Source organism: Microbacterium sp. NPDC076768 (assembly GCF_040687205.1).
In the GTDB taxonomy this organism is placed as follows: Bacteria; Actinomycetota; Actinomycetes; order Actinomycetales; family Microbacteriaceae; genus Microbacterium.
In genome coordinates this window covers 264,872-282,731 of record NZ_JBFBMU010000002.1, presented here as the reverse complement: position 1 = coordinate 282,731, position 17,860 = coordinate 264,872, and the positions used below count along the sequence as shown (strand labels likewise).

Below are 17,860 nucleotides of genomic sequence, written 5' to 3'. Positions count from 1 at the left end.
GCGCTTCGGCGTGTCAGCTTGCGGCAGGGCGCACGTGCACGACGTCGCCGGCAGAAATTGCGTGCTCTTGCCCCGCCGACCGCACGATGAGGCGACCGTCGCTGTCGATCGATGACGCCACACCTTGCAAGGTTGCTCCGCCAGGCATCGATACCGTGACCGTCTTTCCCAGCGTGGCGCACCGCTCGGTGACAGTGCTGTGCAGGCCACTGTCTCTGGCGTCTCCCACGGCGATGAGCGCCGCAAGGTGACCATTCAGCAGGTGGAGGTAGTCGCTGATGAGCCTGTCTTCATCGACGCGAACCCCCAGCACGGCGAACGAGGTCGCCGTCGGTATCGGAAGTTGCTCAGCGGTCATCGCTGTGTTGACCCCGGAGCCCACGATCACTGCATCCGATGCCGCCTCAGCGAGGATCCCGCAGATCTTGCCCCCATCGACCAACACGTCATTGGGCCACTTCACTGCGACGTCATGCGCTGGCAGTTGGGCAGCGATCGCCTCGCTCATGGCTGCCCCAGCGGCGAGAGGAATCCACCCTCGCGCCGTTGGCGTCGATGGAAGTTCCCGCAACAGCACAGAGATGGCGAGCGCAGAGTCGCGCGGCGCTGCCCACGTACGGTCAAGGCGTCCGCGCCCAGCAGTTTGATCGCGTGTGAACAGAGCAGCAAAGTGCGGCCACCCCTCGTCTGCCGCGTGTGCTCGCAGGTCAGCGTTGGTCGAACCGGTGCTCTCAATGAAAGTAAGACGCGGGGTTGCAGTGCTCGCGCGTGGAAACTCCGCGTTCATACTTCTTCGTCGTCGGTTTCTTCGTCGTCGTCGTCTTCGTCTTCACGGATGGCCCCCATTTCGTGGGCATGCCATTGCTCCCATTCCTGCATCAGTCCGTCAACCGCCGCATGGAACTTCTCCGTGGCTACGCCTGCTGTGGTGTCGCCAAAATAGTGCTGCACCCACATCCGCAAGCGTGCAATCGCGGCTTCATCGGCGCGAACTCGCTCAACCTCCGCCACGATGTTGCTGGCGTTTTGTGCTGTCAGCCATTCACAATCGGCGAGGTAGCCCTGCGTATCGATCGAGGCACGCTCGTCTGCAGGCTTTGTGATCATCAACGGCTTGCCCGCTGCAAGGCGGTCGTAGACCATCGCCGAAATGTCGACGATGGCAACGTCAGCCGCCGTGAGCTGCCAGCCGAGTTCTGGGGCACTGTCGTACACATGCTGCGCGCTCGCATCGGCAGCATTCGCCGTGTTTATGGCGCTGATGATGCGGCGGTGAGCCGCACCGTATGCGTCGTCTACCACTCCGCTTCGCGGGTGTGGCCGATAGATCACGCGGTGCGTACCGGAAGCGAGGAGCTGGGTCACGAGGGCCTCACCGTGCGTGGCGATCGATCCGTAGTGTGCACTGGGCCTGTCGCCTTCCCAGGTCGGCGCATAGAGCACAACGGTGCGTTCGTCTGGTGTGTACGGCAGCGTTCCCGCGTAGTGGTCGGCCTGTGGCCGCCCAATCTCGATCGTGCGGTTGTCGACGTCATAGTCCCAGAGCGTGCGAGAGAGTCGGTCCCTGGCTGCTTGACCGGCGACAAACGCATAGTCGTATGCCTTGTACTGATTGGTCGTCATGTACATCTTGTCGGACTCGCCATGGTTGATGAATACATGCCAGCGGCGCCCATAACGAAACATCTGGAAGTTTCGGGTGTTCTGATTCACATACAGCACGATGCGGATGTCTTGCGTGGCGATGAAGTGTTCCAGGTCGCGAATCTTCGGCACAAAGACCACCGGCGGTGCATCCTCTTCCAGGAGCTTCTCGGCTCCTGTGGCCTGGCGGGAGAGCACGACAACCGGCCAACGCTTCGCGAGTTCTGCAAGTGGCCGGTACCACTGACGCATTTGGTACATGTTCACCGCACCATCGGCGAAGTACACCGCTACTTTGAAGTGATCAGCAGGGTACGGCTCCTGCTCGGCGAGCCTTCTCCGTACCCGCTGCACGGCGGAGCGGGATGCAAGCGCCCGCTTCAACAGACGGTACGCCTTCTTCGCGTCAGACACAGCACCCATCCCTCCAGGATAGTTCGTCGGAGCCAAACTCTTCGGGCCCACCGACGGCGCACAAGATGTCGCGCGGCGCGATTTCAGTCTTTCGGTCAGGCAACGTCCGATAACACCGTGCCATGATCGTCATGTGCCAGCAGACGAATTCTCCACTCCCCTGTCCGGGGTCTCCTTCGTGATGCCGGTACTGAACGAACGCACCTACCTCGAACACGCGGTCGCGTCGGTGCTTGCCCAAGATGTGGGTGTCCCCACCGAGCTCGTGCTCGCCTTAGGCCCCTCATCCGACGGCACGACGGAACTCGCACAGCGGCTCGCCGCGACCGACGACCGGATCCGGCTGGTCGACAACCCAGCCGCCCACATCCCGGTTGGTCTGAACGCCGCTATCGGCGCAAGCCAGTACGCCACGATCGTGCGGGTCGATGCTCATTCCGAGCTCTCCCCCGGATATGCACAGCGTGCGCTTCAGACTCTGGAGCGCACAGGCGCAGCAAACGTCGGTGGCGTGATGCGCGCCGAAGGGCGCGCTCCTTTCCAGAAGGCAGTCGCTCGGCTTTACAACTCTCCTGTTGGTCTTGGCGGCGGGGCCTACCACGGCAGCACTGACGAAGGCGAGGCTGAGTCCGCGTACCTCGGTGTGATGCGCCGCGAGGTAGTCGAAGAAGTCGGCATGTTCGATGAGACCATCCGGCGCGGTGAAGACTGGGAACTCAACCTCCGCATCCGTCAGGCGGGGCACCGGGTCTGGTTCGATCCCGACCTCTCGGTGACCTATTGGCCGAGAGAAAGTTGGCTGAGACTAGCCAGACAGTTCCGCGCCACCGGTGCATGGCGTGGAGAGCTGGTGCGCCGATTCGGACGAAGCAACGGCGTTCGCTACTTCGCGCCCCCCGCACTCGTGCTGCTTGTCGCCATGGCAGTGATCGTGGCTGGCCTGCAACTGTCTGGTGTGCTCAGCGGGGTTTTCTCGCTCGTCGCATCGATCGTGATTTATGCACCGCTCGCGCTCTACCTGCTGCTCGTTTTTGCTGTCGCCTTCGCCCCTGGTGGCGGTGGCGTGCGGCAACGGTTGTGGACGCTGATTGTGCTCCCCACCATGCACTTGTCCTGGGGACTCGGGTTTCTCGGCGGCGTGCTTCGCGGCGCGAGGGGCACGGTGGATGCTTCGCGACTCGGCACTCGCAACACGCCACTCCCCTAAAGCGCCCTCGTCTGCACTATGGAGTGACGAACCCTTGATCCAGGATGCGATCGACGACGCGTTCTGCCGCGCGGCCATCGTCGCGTGAGTTGAACTGTTTGCGCCATGCGGAATAGCGTTCGGCGTATTTCTCGCGCTGATCAGCATCATCCAGAGCCGCGACGAGTTCGTCTTGGGTGCGCACCAGTGGTCCGGGCGCTCGCTCGGCGAGGTCAAAATAGAACCCTCTGAGCTGGCCGCGGTAGTGATCGAGGTCGGGCACCATGAAGTACATCGGTTTGCCTGTGACGCTGAAGTCGAACATCACCGAGGAGTAGTCGGTGATCAGAGCATCGGCGGCGAGCAACAACTTGGCTGTTTCCGGGTATCCGGTGACATCAATGACTCGCGCGCCTGCGCGATCACGCCCCTGCTCCAGCGTTCTGGAATGGCCACGCACTAGCACCACAGCATTGGCCTGGAGGGCGAGTTTTTCGGCGTCGATGAAGTCGACCATCTCGGCCAGGTCGTCGCGCCAGGTCGGAGCGTAAAGAAGCACTCGCTCACCCTGAGCGATTCCGAGGTCTGCGCGGATCGCCGCGGAATCACCACTCGTGAGCGCGTCGTTTCTGGGGTAGCCCTCTACCCAGATCGGTCGCCCCAAAAATGCGTATGCCTTGCGCAGAATGCGTTCGGCATACATGTTCTGTGCCAACAAAACATCCCAGCGACGCGACTCTTTCACCACCGCAGCCATCCGGCGAGGGTCAAATCCCGGGCGATGAAGCGCCAGCCTTTTCAACGGTGTGCCGTGCCAGGTCTGCAGTACCTTTTGTCCTGGTTTGCGGGCAAACCTTCTGCGGAGCCAGTCGTTCACCACCAAAAGGCGGGCGGCTCCTCGTGCATGCCACCACTGCGGGCTTCCCTCAACCACGGCGATGGCGCCCTCCGGCACCTCGACAGAGAGGTCGGCGACGCTCCAGTACCGCCGCACGCCGGGAGCACGGGCGGCGAGCTCGCGATCGATTGCCCGAGGATTGCACCCCACGCTTCGTCCGTAGAAGCTCTCGAAGAAGACCGCGTTTTCGGTGCCACCAGCCTGCGCCACATAGCGTTCCTCCAGTGTGGAACGCCCCTCGGATGTGTCGTACACCGGGTCAATGGGTGGGGCAATGCGTACGGCGTCACCATCAACCGCGATTCGCACTCCCCGCAACACCACTGGATCAATCTGAAGCACCCCGAGGTCGATGTCGGAGATGTGCAGCGCGTACTCCCCCGCCGGCAGCGGAAGAGAGGGCCCGCCCCACCGCGATGCCTCCAGCGGGAAGGTAGCCTTCCACGTTTTTCCACCACCCGTGATGCGCGCATCGACGCGTGCGCGTGGTCCCACCAGCTCAGCGAATTGGGGCCGTGGGCCGTTGCCTGCAATGACCAGCGTCTGCGCTGCATCATCGATGCGAGCCGTTGTCATGCTGCTCCCTTCGGCGCGGAGATTCCCCGCGCTCGGATGACCCGGTAGACGCGCTCCGTGTTGCGCCCGTCTCTGAACTGATGCACTCCCGCGCTGAGCGTAGCGGAACGCGCCGACGCTTGATCCCACACAGAATCGTCGGAGAGCAGAGCACTCAACTGCTCGAGTAACACCGTCCAGTCCGTCGCCGCTTCGTCTTGTGCGACGTCTTCATAGCGACCGTAGAACCCGCGAGTGCCTGCATATTCCTCCGCATCCGGCGCGAGAAAAAGCACGGGCATCCGCCGCAAACCTACGTCGTAGGCGAGCGAGGAATAGTCGGTGACGAGCACATCGACCGCGGCGAGCGCTGGTGTCACGTCGGCGAGCACTCGTGATCCCAGTGCACGCACTCGCTTGGTTGGCAGAGGTGGCGCATATCCGCCCTCGCCGAGAGGGTGGGAGCGCACGAACAGAATCGCATTGTTCTCTTCGAGAACTCGAATGATATTCACCCACTGGATCGCGGTAGGAACGGCGGGGTCTGCCGCACCATCACGCCAGGTGGGGGCGTACAGAATCGTTCTGGCCCCGTCGGGGATCTCCCCGACAACGCTCTGCAGAACCGCAGATGCGTCAGAACGCGCCGTTTCCGCAGAGAGAACATCGACGCGCGGCTCTCCCGTAACGACGACACGGCCGTCGCCCAGGCCGAAGGCAGATTCCAGACGACCCCGCGCTCGATGAGATGCTGCGGGCAGCACCTGGATGCGTTGGGCTGTGGCCCGATACAAAATGCCCACGACACGACGGAGTATCGCCGCCCCTGGTACGGGCGGCACTTGCGTCGTCGCCGAAGAATCCAGGCCGATGCGTTTCAAAGGGATACCGTGCCAGAGCTGGACCACGAAGGCTCCCCCGATGGCGTAGCGGTTCACGTCTCCGAGGCCGTGGGTCACCACCAGAACGCCAGCGCGGGCCGTCGCCCACCAGCCGCGGAGACCGCCCTTACGGACGAAGCGGAGTCCGTGCTCGCGCGCTTCGCGGTCTTCGCGATCGGAGCTCGTGAGCCAGAGAGTTTCATGGCCCTGTGCGGCCGCGTAGCGCTGCAAGGCAAGAGCGCCATCGCCGATCCCCGCGCCGCACCCGAACACCCAGCGCTGTTTTCGCGGAATGACGAATGTACCGATGCGTCCGACGGCATACATCGGGATCCGGAGCAGCTTTGCCGCGTTGCCGGTGCCGAAAGAAAAGGACGCCACCCCGCGAGCCTATCGCGGGGTGGCGTCCTTCTTTGTGCGGAGGGAGCTAGCTGGCGAGTTCGCCGAGCGTCACTTCAATGTCGTAGGTCTTGCCATCGCGGACGTAGGTCACTTCTGCGTCGCTATCTGCCGCAGCGGCACGCACCTGTGCGGTGAGGTCGCTGGCACTCGTGATCGGGAAGCCGTTGAACCCTGTCACGACGTCGCCCTTCTCGATGCCGCCTGTCTCTGCGGCCCCACCTGCGCTCACATCAGCGATGTAGGCGCCGGCGACAGTTGCGCCTTCGACGTTCGAGGCATCTTGCACCGATGCGCCGAGGAGCCCGTGGGTGGCCGCGCCGTCGGCGATGATCTCTTCCGATACGCGCTGGGCGATGTTCGACGGGATCGAGAAGCCGATGCCGATCGAGCCAGACTCTTCAGAGCTTCCCGAGCTGGCAATCGCCACGTTGATACCGATCAGTTCGCCCTTGCTGTTCACAAGTGCGCCGCCGGAGTTGCCCTGGTTGATCGCGGCGTCGGTCTGAATGACGGCGATGGAGATCGACTCGGAGGTCTGCTGGTTGGTGTTGCCTGGGATGTCGAACTGGTACGGGCCCTGGCCATCTTCTGGTGACTGCTGTTCTGGGGCGTCATCTGATGACGACTCAGGCAGAGCGGAAGACGCGATCTGAATACTGCGGTTCAGTGCGCTGACGATTCCGGTGGTCACCGAGTTCGCCAGTCCCAGCGGGGCACCGAGCGCCACAGCCGTGTCGCCGACGTTCAGCTGCGATGAGTCAGCGAACTCCATTGGTGTGAGTCCGCTCGCGTCTGTCAGTTTGATCACGGCGAGGTCGTAGATGGGGTCGGTGCCGACGATGGTGGCATCGTAAAGCTGTCCGTCAGAGGTCGTGACCCGAATTGTGGGATCAGCGACAGCGCCGCCCAGCGTGACGACGTGCGTGTTGGTGAGCACGTATCCGTCTTCGCTGATGATGACGCCGGAGCCGCTACCACCCTCGGTCGAGCCAGCGACCTGGATGGTAACGACAGACGGCAACGCGGCAGTCGCAACAGCAGTGGTCTCATTGACCGAGCCGGGGTTATTCACGGTGACGGTCTGCGGGCCCACGGCGGTGCCGGAGGAAGGATTATTCTGCAGTCCGCTGAGGAGTGCACCGCCGCCGAAGCCTGCGACGCCTCCCACCAGAGCCGCCGCGACGATGAACGCGGCGAACTTGGTTCCGCTTCTCGGCTTCTGCTCTTTCGTCTTTGTGCCGTCGCCAGCCAGCGCGGCGTCGCCGAGGGGCTGGGTCGGCTGCGTGTATGACGTGCCGGTGGGAATGCCGAAGGCAGCTCCAGACGCCGCTCCAGCGGCAGGAGCAGCGTAGCCGTAGGGCACCGGTGCGATCATCGGCGAGGCGGGCGCCTGCGACGCAAAGTTTGTGGGAATAGCGTGCCCCTCAGCGGGCGGCAGTGCGTCGTTCGACGTCGGTGCCGGCTGGTTCTGGGTGTTCTCTTCGTTCATGGTGTGTGCTCCTTTGGCGACATATTCAGAATGAGGCCTGTAGCTGTGTGTTTCTTATGTCAAAGGTGAGTTTCAGCTATGGCCTTAGCCTGTTCTTCATGAGTGTCATCCCCGGCGCCTGGCGGCGCACAGCAGCTGGTGCAGGTCTGCTCGCTTCAGACGGAACCGTCGCCCCCACAATTTTCGCAGAGATGTCTGCGGCAGCAGCGAGGACCGGGGCGATTAACCTCGGCCAGGGATTCCCCGATGAGGATGGTCCGGCGGAGGTGTTGGAAGCCGCACGCAGCGCAATCGCACACGGCGCGAATCAGTATCCGCCAGGACGCGGTGTTCCTGACCTCCTCGATGCCATTAGCGCGCACCAACACCGCTTCTACGGGCTAGAGGTCGACCCCGCTACCGAACTGATCGTGACAGCGGGTGCCACAGAAGCACTCACCGCGACTTTGCTGGCCCTGATCGATGGGCCAGACGATGAGGTGGTGGTGTTCGAGCCGTATTACGACTCCTATGCCGCGGCTGTCGCTTTGGCAGGAGCCACGCTTCGCACCGTGCCACTACGCGCTCCACACTTCCAACCTGATCTCGACCAGCTGGCGGCGAGTGTGACTGATCGCACGCGCATCATTCTTGTCAACGATCCGCATAACCCCACTGGTGCGGTATTTGGCCGCGAAGTGCTCGAAGAGGTCGTTCGACTTGCAGAGCGCCACGACGCCGTAATCGTGACAGATGAGGTCTACGAACATTTGGCGTTCAACTCGCCTCACACGCCGATCGCGGCCCTGCCTGGTGCCGCCCACCGCACGCTGACCATCTCTTCTGCGGGCAAGACATTCTCGACAACCGGGTGGAAAATCGGCTGGGTGCACGGTCCTGCTGACCTCATCACCGCTGTCCTCACGGTGAAGCAGTACCTCACCTACGTCAACGGATCGGCCTTCCAGCCCGCCATCGCTGTAGGACTCCGTCTAGACGACTCCTACTTCACCGGTGCCGCCGCCGCTCTCGCCGAGAAGCACACCATTCTCGGCGACGGGCTGCGTGCAGCTGGATTCACCGTGCACACCCCGCAGGGCGGCTACTTCACGGTGGCAGACGCGACGGCGCTCGGCGGGAGCGATGCTGCCGCCTTCTGCCGCAGCCTCCCAGAACGCGCCGGTGTCGTGGCGATCCCTTTGACCGCTTTCGTCTCGCACGCGCATCGACACGAGTACGCAGGGCTGGTGCGATTCGCCGCCTGCAAACGCATCGAAGTGCTGCAAGAAGCCGCAGCGCGCCTTGCGCAGTTCTCCCGCTGAGGTTTAGGAGCGAGCAACGACCGCATAGCGCCGCATGCGCAACGCCGGATTCGCCGCGCGTACTCGCTCAATGGCCGCGCGCTCAACGACAGCGACCGCGATTCCAGGAGCGGTGCCGACGCCTGCAAGCACGACGCCCTGCGGATCAATAATCTGCGAGTGGCCAACCCCGACCGGCGTGGGGTGGTCGGCAGCGACCACGTAGACAGTGTTCTCAATTGCCCGCGCCGCGAGCAACGTCGTCCAGTGGTGTTCTTTCAACGGACCTTTCACCCATTCGGCCGGCACAACGAGGGCGTCGGCCTCGGCGTCGACGAGCGTCCTGGCAAGTTCCGGGAAGCGGAGGTCGTAGCACGTCATGAGTCCGAAGCGCAGACCGCCGAGGTCAAACGTCGATGGCTGTCCCACATCACCCGCCTCGATCCACTCCGACTCCGTCTGCCCGAAAGCGTCATAGAGGTGCTGCTTGCGGTAGACGGCGAGGATGCCGTCGCCCCGCACAGCAACGACGGTGTTGCGCACGCGGTGGTCATCAGACGCCCGCTCGACAAGCCCTGCCACGATGACGACGGCGTACTCGGCCGCCAACGATGTGAGAGTCTCTACGAACTCTCCGTCGAGCTCTTCTGCATTCGCGGCGAGAGTCTCATCCATTGGATTCACGAAGTAGCTGGAGTACTCAGGGAACACGATGAGCTTCGCTCCCCTGCCTGCCGCATCCGCGGTCAACTCTGCGATGCGTTCGCGGTTCTCTGCACGAGAAGCCGTAGGCGCGAACTGGCACACGGCGACAGGGACGGCTGAGGTGTCAGGCATGTCTTCATCTTCGCGCATCGACACGCCCGAGTGCACGTCGAGAAGCGGCCTCGATTGGCCGACCCTCAGGATCCGTGATAAGTTTCTTCTTGTGCCGCGGGGTGGAGCAGTTCGGTAGCTCGCCGGGCTCATAACCCGGAGGTCGCAGGTTCAAATCCTGTCCCCGCAACGAGAATGCGACACAAGCAAGGCCCTCTGACTCGGAGAAATCCAAGCCAGAGGGCCTTTTGCTTTGCCCAGACGACCGTCGTCAAGAACTGGATTCCCTCACAGTTCGAGGCGCCACGGCACGACTAGGCTGAACGCGTGCCCAACCTCTCCATCGCCGGCTCGACGCGCGCTCCTCATAAGCTGCGTTCAGCGACCCGCATGCGGGAGTGGATTCGTGTATCACTGCACCCTGGCACGAACGGATGGACCAGCGTGTGGGGCAACCTCTCGCACGGCGAGATCGCCGGTTGCCCGCCGCCACGCAGCTAGGCCAAGCCTCGATTGAGGCGGTGGTCTCCTTCGCCATTTCTCGTTCTCCCATCTAAGGGTGTCTTTCGTGTCCTCATCCCCTTTTCGATCTTTCTTTCGCACCGCACCGCATGAGTTGTGGCGCGGCATTCGCACCAATGCCCGCAGTGACGTGCTTGGCGGCTCTCTGCTTCTGCTGGCGACCGCGGCGGCGCTCATCCTGGCCAACAGCCCTGCCGCTCCTTGGTACGAAGCTGTGCGCGAGTTCACCTTCGGCATCCCCGAATTGCATCTCGAACTCAGCGTCGGTTCCTGGGCGTCAGACGGGCTGCTCGCCATCTTCTTCTTTGTCGTCGGTCTCGAACTGAAAGAAGAGTTCGTCACCGGACGCCTGCGTGATCCGCGTCAGGCGGCGCTACCTATCGCCGCCGCCGTGGGTGGTGCCATCGTTCCCGCCCTGATCTTTGTGCTCATCAACGCGAACAATGGTGCCGATGCCCTCCGCGGCTGGGCTATCCCGACCGCAACAGATATCGCGTTCGCGGTGGCCGTGATTGCCGTTGTCGGAAAGTTCCTCCCGCCAGCGCTTCGCGTGTTCCTGCTCACCCTGGCGATCATCGACGACCTGATCGCCATCACGATCATCGCGACCTTCTATACCGAGTCGATCAGCTTCCCGTGGTTGGCACTGGCACTGCTTCCGCTCGCCGGATTCGCGTTGCTCGTGCAGAAGGGCGTGCGCGCCTGGTGGATCCTGCTGCCGCTCGCGATCGCCGTGTGGGTATGCATCCACGCCTCCGGTGTGCACGCGACAGTCGCCGGTGTGCTCCTCGGATTCCTGGTGCCTGTGCTCCCGACCAAGCGAGCGCGAGTGTACAAAGGCGAAGACTCCACCGGCACTCCGATCTATGAGGGACTGGCACCGCACTTCGCTGACCGCTGGGGCGTTGTCGCAACACTGTTCGCCGTTCCCGTCTTCGCATTTTTCGCTGCCGGGGTCACCATCGGCGGCATCGAAGGACTCCGTTCGGCGCTCGTGGATCCGATCACGATCGGGATCATCGTCGGACTCGTCGCCGGAAAGCCCATCGGTATTCTCGCGACCACGTTCCTGCTCAGCCGCATCCCCGCGCTACGCCTCGACAAGTCGCTCCGTTGGCCGGATCTGGCCGGGATGGCGTTCCTCGGCGGTATCGGCTTCACCGTCTCTCTGCTGGTCGGAGAGCTGGCATACGGATCGACGTCCGTCGCCGACGAACACGTGAAGATCGGTGTGCTGCTCGGGTCCCTGATCGCAGCTGTCGCTGGTGGGCTCGTGCTTGCACGGAGCAACGCGCGTGCGCGGCGAGCACAGCTCGAAACATAACGAAAAACCGAGGGCGCGGAAAGACTTCCGCGCCCTCGGTTTCGGCACTCGGGTGCTTAGTGGTCTGCGCCGAGGTTTCCGGTAAGCCGCTGGTGGAGTGCGGCAGCCGTGTCGTTGAGACCCAAGATGGTCACCGTCTTGTCGTGGCGTTCGTACTTCGTGACAACGGCATCCAAAGCCGCCACCGTCGAGGCATCCCAGATGTGTGAACGCGTCATGTCGATCACGACACGGGCGGGGTCATCTACGTACTCGAACTGGGTGGTCAAGTCGTTGCTCGATGCGAAGAAAAGCTCTCCGACCACTTCGTAGTGCGCGGTGGGCTCGCCGCTCTCCTCTTTCATGGTGCGAGTGACCGTTGCGAAGTGAGCGACCCGGCGGGCGAACATCACCATCGCCGCGATCACTCCGAGCACCACACCGATGGCGAGGTTGTGCGTCCACACCGTCGCGATGACGGTGATGAGCATGACAGCGGTCTCGCTCTTCGGCATCCGGCGCAGCGTCGACAGTCGAATGCTGTGCCAGTCGAACGTGGCAACCGAGACGAGAATCATGACGGCGACAAGCGCGGCCATCGGGATGATGGCTACGACGTCACCGAGGGCGAGAACGAGGATCAGCAGGAAGACGCCCGCAAGGAAGGTCGAGATGCGCGTGCGCGCCCCCGATGCCTTGACGTTGATCATCGTCTGACCAATCATCGCGCAACCGCCCATGCCACCAAACACTCCGGAGAGCACGTTGGCGACGCCCTGACCCCAAGCCTCGCGGGTCTTGCGCGAGTGCGTGTCCGTGATGTCGTCGACAAGTTTTGCCGTCATCAACGATTCCAGCAGTCCCACCGCCGCCATCGCCAGCGCGAAGGGAGCGATGATGCCGAGCGTCTCAAGCGTGAAGGGAACATTGGGAATGAAGAGCTCAGGCAGGCTTTCGGGCAGCTCGCCCTGATCACCCACGTTCGGCACGCTCCAGCCGAAGACGACGACGACCGCGGTGATCAGCACGATCGTGACCAGTGGTGCGGGGATCACCTTGGTGATGCGCGGCATCAAGAACAGGATGGCGAGTCCCGCAGCCACAAGCGGGTAGACAAGCCACGGCACATCGAAAAGCTGCGGCAGCTGTGCCGTGAAGATGAGGATGGCGAGCGCGTTAACGAACCCCACCATCACCGAGCGCGGGATGAATCTCATGAGTTTGGCTACGCCGAGCAGCGCCAGCACGATCTGAATAAGACCACCGAGCATCACCGTGGCGATGAAGTAGTCCATTCCGTACTCTCGTGCGACCGGGGCAATGACCAGCGCGATGGCACCGGTAGCCGCGGTGATCATTGCCGGACGACCGCCGAGGAAAGAAATAGCAACGGCCATCACGAACGACGAGAAGAGTCCGACACGCGGATCCACTCCGGCAATGATCGAGAAGGCAATCGCTTCGGGGATCAGCGCGAGGGCCACGACGAGCCCAGCGAGCACCTCACGTGTGAGCAGACGCGGACTGCGCAGCGCCTGCATAACGGTTGGTTCGATTCGGTAACGCGACGCGCGGTCGCGCGGCGAAGAAACAGCGGTCATACGCTCTCCTGAGTCGGGCTCGCGAACGAGCAACAGTGAATTGCGCGATGGTGCGCAGGCGCCGATCAGGTCGACGCGAAAGAATGGGGATGCGTGTGCGCAGAAAGCGCACGCAGGTAGACTCTAACGCAACGTTAGGTTTGCGGGCGAATCGACGAAGGCGGTCTGGTGGATCACGAAAGAACAATGCGTATCGGCGAGGTTGCCGAACAGACATCGCTGTCTTTTCGCACACTGCGTCACTACGAAGACGTGGGCCTGGTGACTCCGTCTGGCCGCACCGAAGGCGGCTTTCGCCTCTACACAGAGCAAGACGTGACGCGGCTCATGATCGTGCGACGCATGAAACCCCTGGGGTACACACTCGACGAGATGCGGGCAGCACTCGAAGTCGTCGAGGCGCTCGCACAATCACCGCAGAGTGATGCTCTCCTCGAACGCCTCGCAGCACTGCGCGCCGAAGCGGCTGTGCGCCGCGAGAAACTCGCCGCCCAGGTAGACATGGCAGACGAGTTTCTCGCTCAGCTTGCCCGTATCTAGTTCACCGCAACAGGGCGCATCTGCGGCTGAAGAAGCGTGGGAGCACCGCAGCAAACGCCGCTAGCCCCGTTATCTTTCTCGTCGAGATCGCCCGACCCACCGCACACACCCGTGTCTGGCAGCACGAGCTGATTGCTCTGCGCTCCGGCGACATCGCCGGAAAGGTGGGCGACAACGCTTCGCACCTGCTCGAACCCCGTGAGAGCGAGGAAAGTCGGAGCGCGACCGTAGCTCTTGGCGCCCACGATGAAGAATCCCTCTTCGGGTTGGGCGAGCTCGCGAGCTCCCGTCGCGCCGATGGAACCGCAGGAGTGGAGGTTCGGATCAATCTCTTCGGCGATCCCCGCAACAGCCTGCAATGAAGTATCGAGGTTCACCCGCAGTTCAGACAGGATGCTGGTGTCTGGCCGGAAACCCGTCAACACGAACACCTGTGAAACGTCCGCTACCTGCTTACCGTTTTCTGCCGTGATCGTGAGGGTCTCGCCCTCCTGCTGAAACTCCGCCACACGGAAATCGGTGATGACGTCGACGAGGCCTGACTCGATGATCTTGCGTGCACGGCCACCCAGCGCTGCGCGCTCAGGCAGCTCATCGGCGACGACGCCGAACCGCTGCTTCACGGTGCCCCGACGCATCAGCCACGTGATGCGCACCCCAGGCGTACGGCGGGCCACCTCGCTCAACCGCAGAGCCGTGTGGGTTGCAGAGTGACCAGACCCGATCACGACAAAGTGCTCTCCCCCGCTTGCCTCAACATCGGCAGGGATGCGGTAAGAAATTTGCTCCGACGCCCGCTTCTCACCTACCGCAGAAAGACCATCAGCTCCGGCGGGGTTGGGAAGCGTCCACGTGCCGCTCGCGTCGATGACAGCACGCGCAAGAAAACGAGCATCGTTGCCTTCATCATCGACGGTGTGGACAACGTAGGGCTGCGCCTTGCGACCGCCATCGACCGTCAAGTCGCGCCCTTTGCGCGCAACACCGGTCACGGTGGTGGAGTAGCGGACCTTCTCCCCCAGTGCCTCTGCGAGCGGCGCCAGGTACGCGTCCACCCACTCGCCTCCAGTGGGATAACCAGATTCAGGGGCCGTCCACCCCGTGGGCTCAAGGAGGCGTCGCGCTGCGGCGTCGGTGAGTTCCGGCCAGCTGGAGAACAGGCGCACGTGACCCCACTCCGTCACCGCTGCCGCTGGTCCATCGCCACGTTCCATGACGATCACATCAGCTCCGCGTTCCACAAGGTGCGCGGCAGCAGCGAGACCCTGTGGGCCTGCTCCGATGACAACGACAGGAAGCTCAGACATCACATCTCCTTGAATTGAAGTTCTTCAATATACTCGCATACAAAAATGGGCGCCCCATCGGGGCGCCCATTTTCGTTCACGCGATTACTCGCTTGTTGTGTCCAGCGCGAGCAACTTCTCTACCGCTGCGGTGAGGCGGTCATCTGCCTCAGCGAATGCGGTGAGGTCTCCCGACTTCAGTGCCGCATCGCGGTCAAGCAGTGCCTGCTGAGCCTCAGCGAGCGCGTCTGCCTGAGCATCAGTAGGCTCGGCCGGCTCCGCTGGAACCTCGCCGCTGTCTGGATTCTCTGGATCCGGCTCCGCAGGCTCGACGGTGTCGTCGCCACCGGTCGCTCCCGCATCACCACCGAAGAGAGCATCCAATGCCTCGGTAAGAGTGTCTTCGAAGGCGACCCTGTCACCGAAGGCCACAAGCACCTTCTGCAAACGCGGCAGCTGAGTGCCCTCAGAGGACTGCACGTAGACCGGCTGCACGTAAAGCAGACCGCCACCGACGGGGAGCGTCAGCAGGTTGCCGTAGATAACTTCAGACTCACCCTGTTGCAGCAGGTTGAGCTGCGGCACCACAGACGTGTCCGAGTTGTAGGTGTTCTGCACCTGTCCCGGACCTGGAACCGTGGTGTCGGTATCGATCTCCAACATGCGGAGTTGGCCGTAGCCCTCGGACTTTACCCCGGCTTCAGAGCCGGCGTCAGAGTCCACTGCGAGGTACCCCATCAGTACGTCTCGGCTGCCACCTGAGCCCTGCGAGTTCGGGATGAACGTCGAGAACATCGAGAACCGCGGAGAATCCTGACCAGGCATCTGCATCGTCAGGTAGTACGGCGGCTGCAGCGAAGCGTCACTGCGAGGGTCGTTCGGCGTCTGCCAACGGTTGTCCTGCTGAGCGAAGGAGCTGGCGCCGTCAACGTGGTAAACACCGAGCACATCGCGCTGCACCTTGAACAGGTCTGTCGGGTAGCGCACGTGGCTCATCAGTTCGCCGGACATCTCGCTGATCGGCTTCAGCGTCGACGGGTAGACGTTCTGCCAGGTCTGCAGCACCGGGTCTTCGTCATCCCACGCGTACAGCGTCACCGAACCGTCGTATGCATCGACGGTGGCCTTCACCGAGTTGCGGATGTAGTTGATGTCGTCGATCGCGAGCGTCGGCGACGTGATGTTGGAATCAGCGATCGCATCGGACAAGCTCACGCTCGTCGAGTACGGGTACGTCGAGCTTGTTGTGTAGCCGTCGACGATCCAGACGATGCGTCCGTCGACAACACTCGGGTACGGGTCGCTGTCGAGCTCGAGGTACGGCGCCGTTTTCTGCACGCGCGTCTTCGGGTCGCGGTCGTAAAGAATCTGAGATTCTTCGTTCACGAGATCGGAGAACAGAATCTGCTCCGACTGGAACTTGAGCGCGTAGAGAAGCTTGGTGAAGGTATCGCTGACCTTCGGTCCACCTTCGCCAGCGAAGGTTGTCTTCGTCTCGGTGGCGCCGTCCTGACCGCGCGGGTAGTCGATCTCCGCCGGTTCAGCACCCTCCGGTGCACCGACGATCGAGTACTCGGGCGAGTTCTCACCGAAGTAGACCCGCGGTTCGAAGTTTCCCTCGTCCGTCAAGAAGCCGGAGGAAGGAATACCGCGCTCCAAGAACACTGGCTCACCGTCTGAGGTGCGCTGGTTACCTGCTGCGGCGACCAGGCCGTAACCGTGGGTGTAGACCGCCACACGGTTGTTCCAGTTGTCGCCGTCGCCGAGGCCCGACATGTCGAGGTCTCGCACAGACACCACGGTGTCTTGCATCTCGCCGTCAATCTCGTACCGGTCGACGTCCATGATCGTCTGGAACTGGTAGTAACCGCGGTACTGCTCGAGCTGACGAACAGTCGGGGGAATCACCTTCGGGTCCATGATGCGAGTCGACGCTGTGGTTTCGGCGTCTGCGCGAAGCTGGCCTGCCTCCGCGTCTGTCTTGGCGGCGAAAGGTGTGGTCTCAAGGTCCGCGACCCCGTATGCCTCTTTTGTGCCATCGATGTTTCGCTGGTAGTACTCCGCCTGGTAGGCGTTCTGGTTCGGCTTGACCTGGAAGGTGGTGACCACCCACGGGTAACCCACACCCACCACGAGCGAGGCGACGATCAGCAGACCGGTCGCTGCCAGCGGGAAGCGCCAGCGGCCGATGATCGCCGTGACGAAGAAGAGAATCGCGACCACTGCCGCGATGATCGAGAGGATCGCAAGACCAGGAATCGTGGCGTTCACACCGGTGTACGCAGCACCCGTGATGCGGTCATCTGGCTGCACCAGAGTCTTGTACTGGTCAAGCCACAGGCTTGCGGCCTGCACGAGAAGGTAAAGGCCGGCGATTACCGCGAGCTGGATACGTGCTGGCTTCGAGATACGCAGCTCGCCCTGACCCACACGCACAGAGCCATAGAGGTACGAAACAAGTGCGGTGACGATCAGCGAAAGCAGCAACACTGCCGAGATGAACGCCAGCAGGATCGAGTAGAACGGCATCGCGAACATGTAGAAGCCGGTGTCGATACCGAACTGCGGGTCAACTACCGAGGTAGCGACACCGTTAGCCCAGAGCCACACAACTTCCCACTGCCCCGCAGCAGCGAAGCCCGCAAAGACACCGAAGAAGATCGGCATGCCCCACATCGCCAGTCGGCGAAGCGGCTCGATGACCTCCTGGTATCGGTCCAGCTGCGAGCTCAGACGCACGTACACCGGGCGCAAGCGGTAGGCGAGCTGGATGACGACAAACAACGGCACCGCCATGCCCAAGAAGCCCACCACGAACATCACCGCCGTGGCGATCCACTGTGTCGTCAAGACGCCAGTGAACCCCGCCTGGTCGAACCAGAGGAACTCGGTATACAGGGAGGCGAACACAAAGAACGCGACGATCAGGGCGGCGATAATCGCCAATGAAATACCCAGAATGCGTCGGGATGTTCGAGGAGTGGCCGTGTTTGGAGCAGATGCGGAGGTCACTCTCCCATCTTAGGCACGCCTCACTGTACGG

General features: G+C 62.6%; 14 protein-coding genes and 1 tRNA gene. 6 read left to right on the top strand and 9 right to left on the bottom strand.

Annotated elements, in window-relative coordinates:
• Nucleotides 1–13: 13 nt before the first annotated feature.
• Entirely contained in the window at nt 14–787 is a 774-nt protein-coding gene (locus AB0O87_RS07740; RefSeq protein WP_363513691.1) for a biotin--[acetyl-CoA-carboxylase] ligase, read from the bottom strand.
• Nucleotides 784–2,067 (bottom strand): CDP-glycerol glycerophosphotransferase family protein, encoded by a 1,284-nt coding sequence (locus AB0O87_RS07735; RefSeq protein ID WP_363513688.1) that lies wholly within the window; start codon nt 2,065–2,067, stop codon nt 784–786. The genes AB0O87_RS07740 and AB0O87_RS07735 overlap by 4 nt, the downstream gene beginning before the upstream one ends.
• Nucleotides 2,068–2,239: 172 nt before the next feature.
• Here AB0O87_RS07735 and AB0O87_RS07730 point away from each other — a divergent pair, with 172 nt between their 5' ends.
• Nucleotides 2,240–3,265, top strand: coding sequence for a glycosyltransferase family 2 protein (locus AB0O87_RS07730; RefSeq protein ID WP_363516144.1), 1,026 nt, complete (start codon nt 2,240–2,242; stop codon nt 3,263–3,265).
• 16 nt (nt 3,266–3,281) lie between these two features.
• On the opposite strand, the gene AB0O87_RS07725 is transcribed toward AB0O87_RS07730, so the two are convergent.
• The 3 genes from AB0O87_RS07725 to AB0O87_RS07715 are packed head-to-tail and all read right to left on the bottom strand — an operon-like array spanning nt 3,282 to nt 7,469.
• Nucleotides 3,282–4,718, bottom strand: a complete 1,437-nt coding sequence (locus AB0O87_RS07725) for a CDP-glycerol glycerophosphotransferase family protein (RefSeq protein ID WP_363513685.1) — start codon at nt 4,716–4,718, stop codon at nt 3,282–3,284.
• Nucleotides 4,715–5,959 (bottom strand): CDP-glycerol glycerophosphotransferase family protein, encoded by a 1,245-nt coding sequence (locus AB0O87_RS07720; RefSeq protein WP_363513683.1) that lies wholly within the window; start codon nt 5,957–5,959, stop codon nt 4,715–4,717. The genes AB0O87_RS07725 and AB0O87_RS07720 overlap by 4 nt, the downstream gene beginning before the upstream one ends.
• 46 nt (nt 5,960–6,005) lie before the next feature.
• Nucleotides 6,006–7,469 carry a trypsin-like peptidase domain-containing protein gene (locus AB0O87_RS07715; protein ID WP_363513680.1) on the bottom strand — a complete coding sequence of 488 codons (1,464 nt, stop codon included), beginning with the start codon at nt 7,467–7,469 and terminating at the stop codon, nt 6,006–6,008.
• 98 nt (nt 7,470–7,567) lie between these two features.
• Here AB0O87_RS07715 and AB0O87_RS07710 point away from each other — a divergent pair, with 98 nt between their 5' ends.
• The gene (locus tag AB0O87_RS07710; RefSeq protein WP_363513677.1) at nt 7,568–8,770 is read left to right on the top strand and encodes an aminotransferase class I/II-fold pyridoxal phosphate-dependent enzyme; all 1,203 of its coding nucleotides are present in this window, start codon (nt 7,568–7,570) and stop codon (nt 8,768–8,770) included.
• 3 nt (nt 8,771–8,773) lie between these two features.
• Here the strand turns inward: AB0O87_RS07710 and AB0O87_RS07705 are convergent, their stop codons facing one another.
• Nucleotides 8,774–9,586, bottom strand: a complete 813-nt coding sequence (locus tag AB0O87_RS07705; RefSeq protein WP_363513674.1) for a carbon-nitrogen hydrolase family protein — start codon at nt 9,584–9,586, stop codon at nt 8,774–8,776.
• 95 nt (nt 9,587–9,681) lie between these two features.
• On the opposite strand from AB0O87_RS07705, the gene AB0O87_RS07700 reads away from it, so the two are divergent.
• The 3 genes from AB0O87_RS07700 (at nt 9,682) to nhaA (ending at nt 11,411) form a co-directional block, all read left to right on the top strand.
• A tRNA-Met gene (locus AB0O87_RS07700) sits at nt 9,682–9,755 on the top strand.
• 137 nt (nt 9,756–9,892) lie between these two features.
• Entirely contained in the window at nt 9,893–10,066 is a 174-nt protein-coding gene (locus AB0O87_RS07695) for a hypothetical protein (protein WP_363513671.1), read from the top strand.
• A 67-nt stretch (nt 10,067–10,133) separates the two neighbouring features.
• The gene (nhaA, locus tag AB0O87_RS07690; protein WP_363513668.1) at nt 10,134–11,411 is read left to right on the top strand and encodes a Na+/H+ antiporter NhaA; all 1,278 of its coding nucleotides are present in this window, start codon (nt 10,134–10,136) and stop codon (nt 11,409–11,411) included.
• Between the two features lie 56 nt (nt 11,412–11,467).
• Here the strand turns inward: nhaA and AB0O87_RS07685 are convergent, their stop codons facing one another.
• Nucleotides 11,468–12,991, bottom strand: coding sequence for a SulP family inorganic anion transporter (locus tag AB0O87_RS07685; RefSeq protein ID WP_363513665.1), 1,524 nt, complete (start codon nt 12,989–12,991; stop codon nt 11,468–11,470).
• A 186-nt stretch (nt 12,992–13,177) separates the two neighbouring features.
• Between AB0O87_RS07685 and AB0O87_RS07680 the strand changes: the two genes are divergently transcribed.
• Nucleotides 13,178–13,531 (top strand): MerR family transcriptional regulator, encoded by a 354-nt coding sequence (locus tag AB0O87_RS07680; RefSeq protein ID WP_363516141.1) that lies wholly within the window; start codon nt 13,178–13,180, stop codon nt 13,529–13,531.
• On the opposite strand, the gene AB0O87_RS07675 is transcribed toward AB0O87_RS07680, so the two are convergent.
• Together AB0O87_RS07675 and AB0O87_RS07670 are read right to left on the bottom strand one after the other, a co-directional pair.
• Nucleotides 13,528–14,838, bottom strand: coding sequence for an FAD-dependent oxidoreductase (locus tag AB0O87_RS07675; RefSeq protein WP_363513662.1), 1,311 nt, complete (start codon nt 14,836–14,838; stop codon nt 13,528–13,530). The two genes, AB0O87_RS07680 and AB0O87_RS07675, sit on opposite strands and share 4 nt — an antisense overlap.
• A gap of 84 nt (nt 14,839–14,922) precedes the next feature.
• Nucleotides 14,923–17,829, bottom strand: a complete 2,907-nt coding sequence (locus AB0O87_RS07670; RefSeq protein ID WP_363513659.1) for a UPF0182 family protein — start codon at nt 17,827–17,829, stop codon at nt 14,923–14,925.
• Nucleotides 17,830–17,860: the final 31 nt, after the last annotated feature.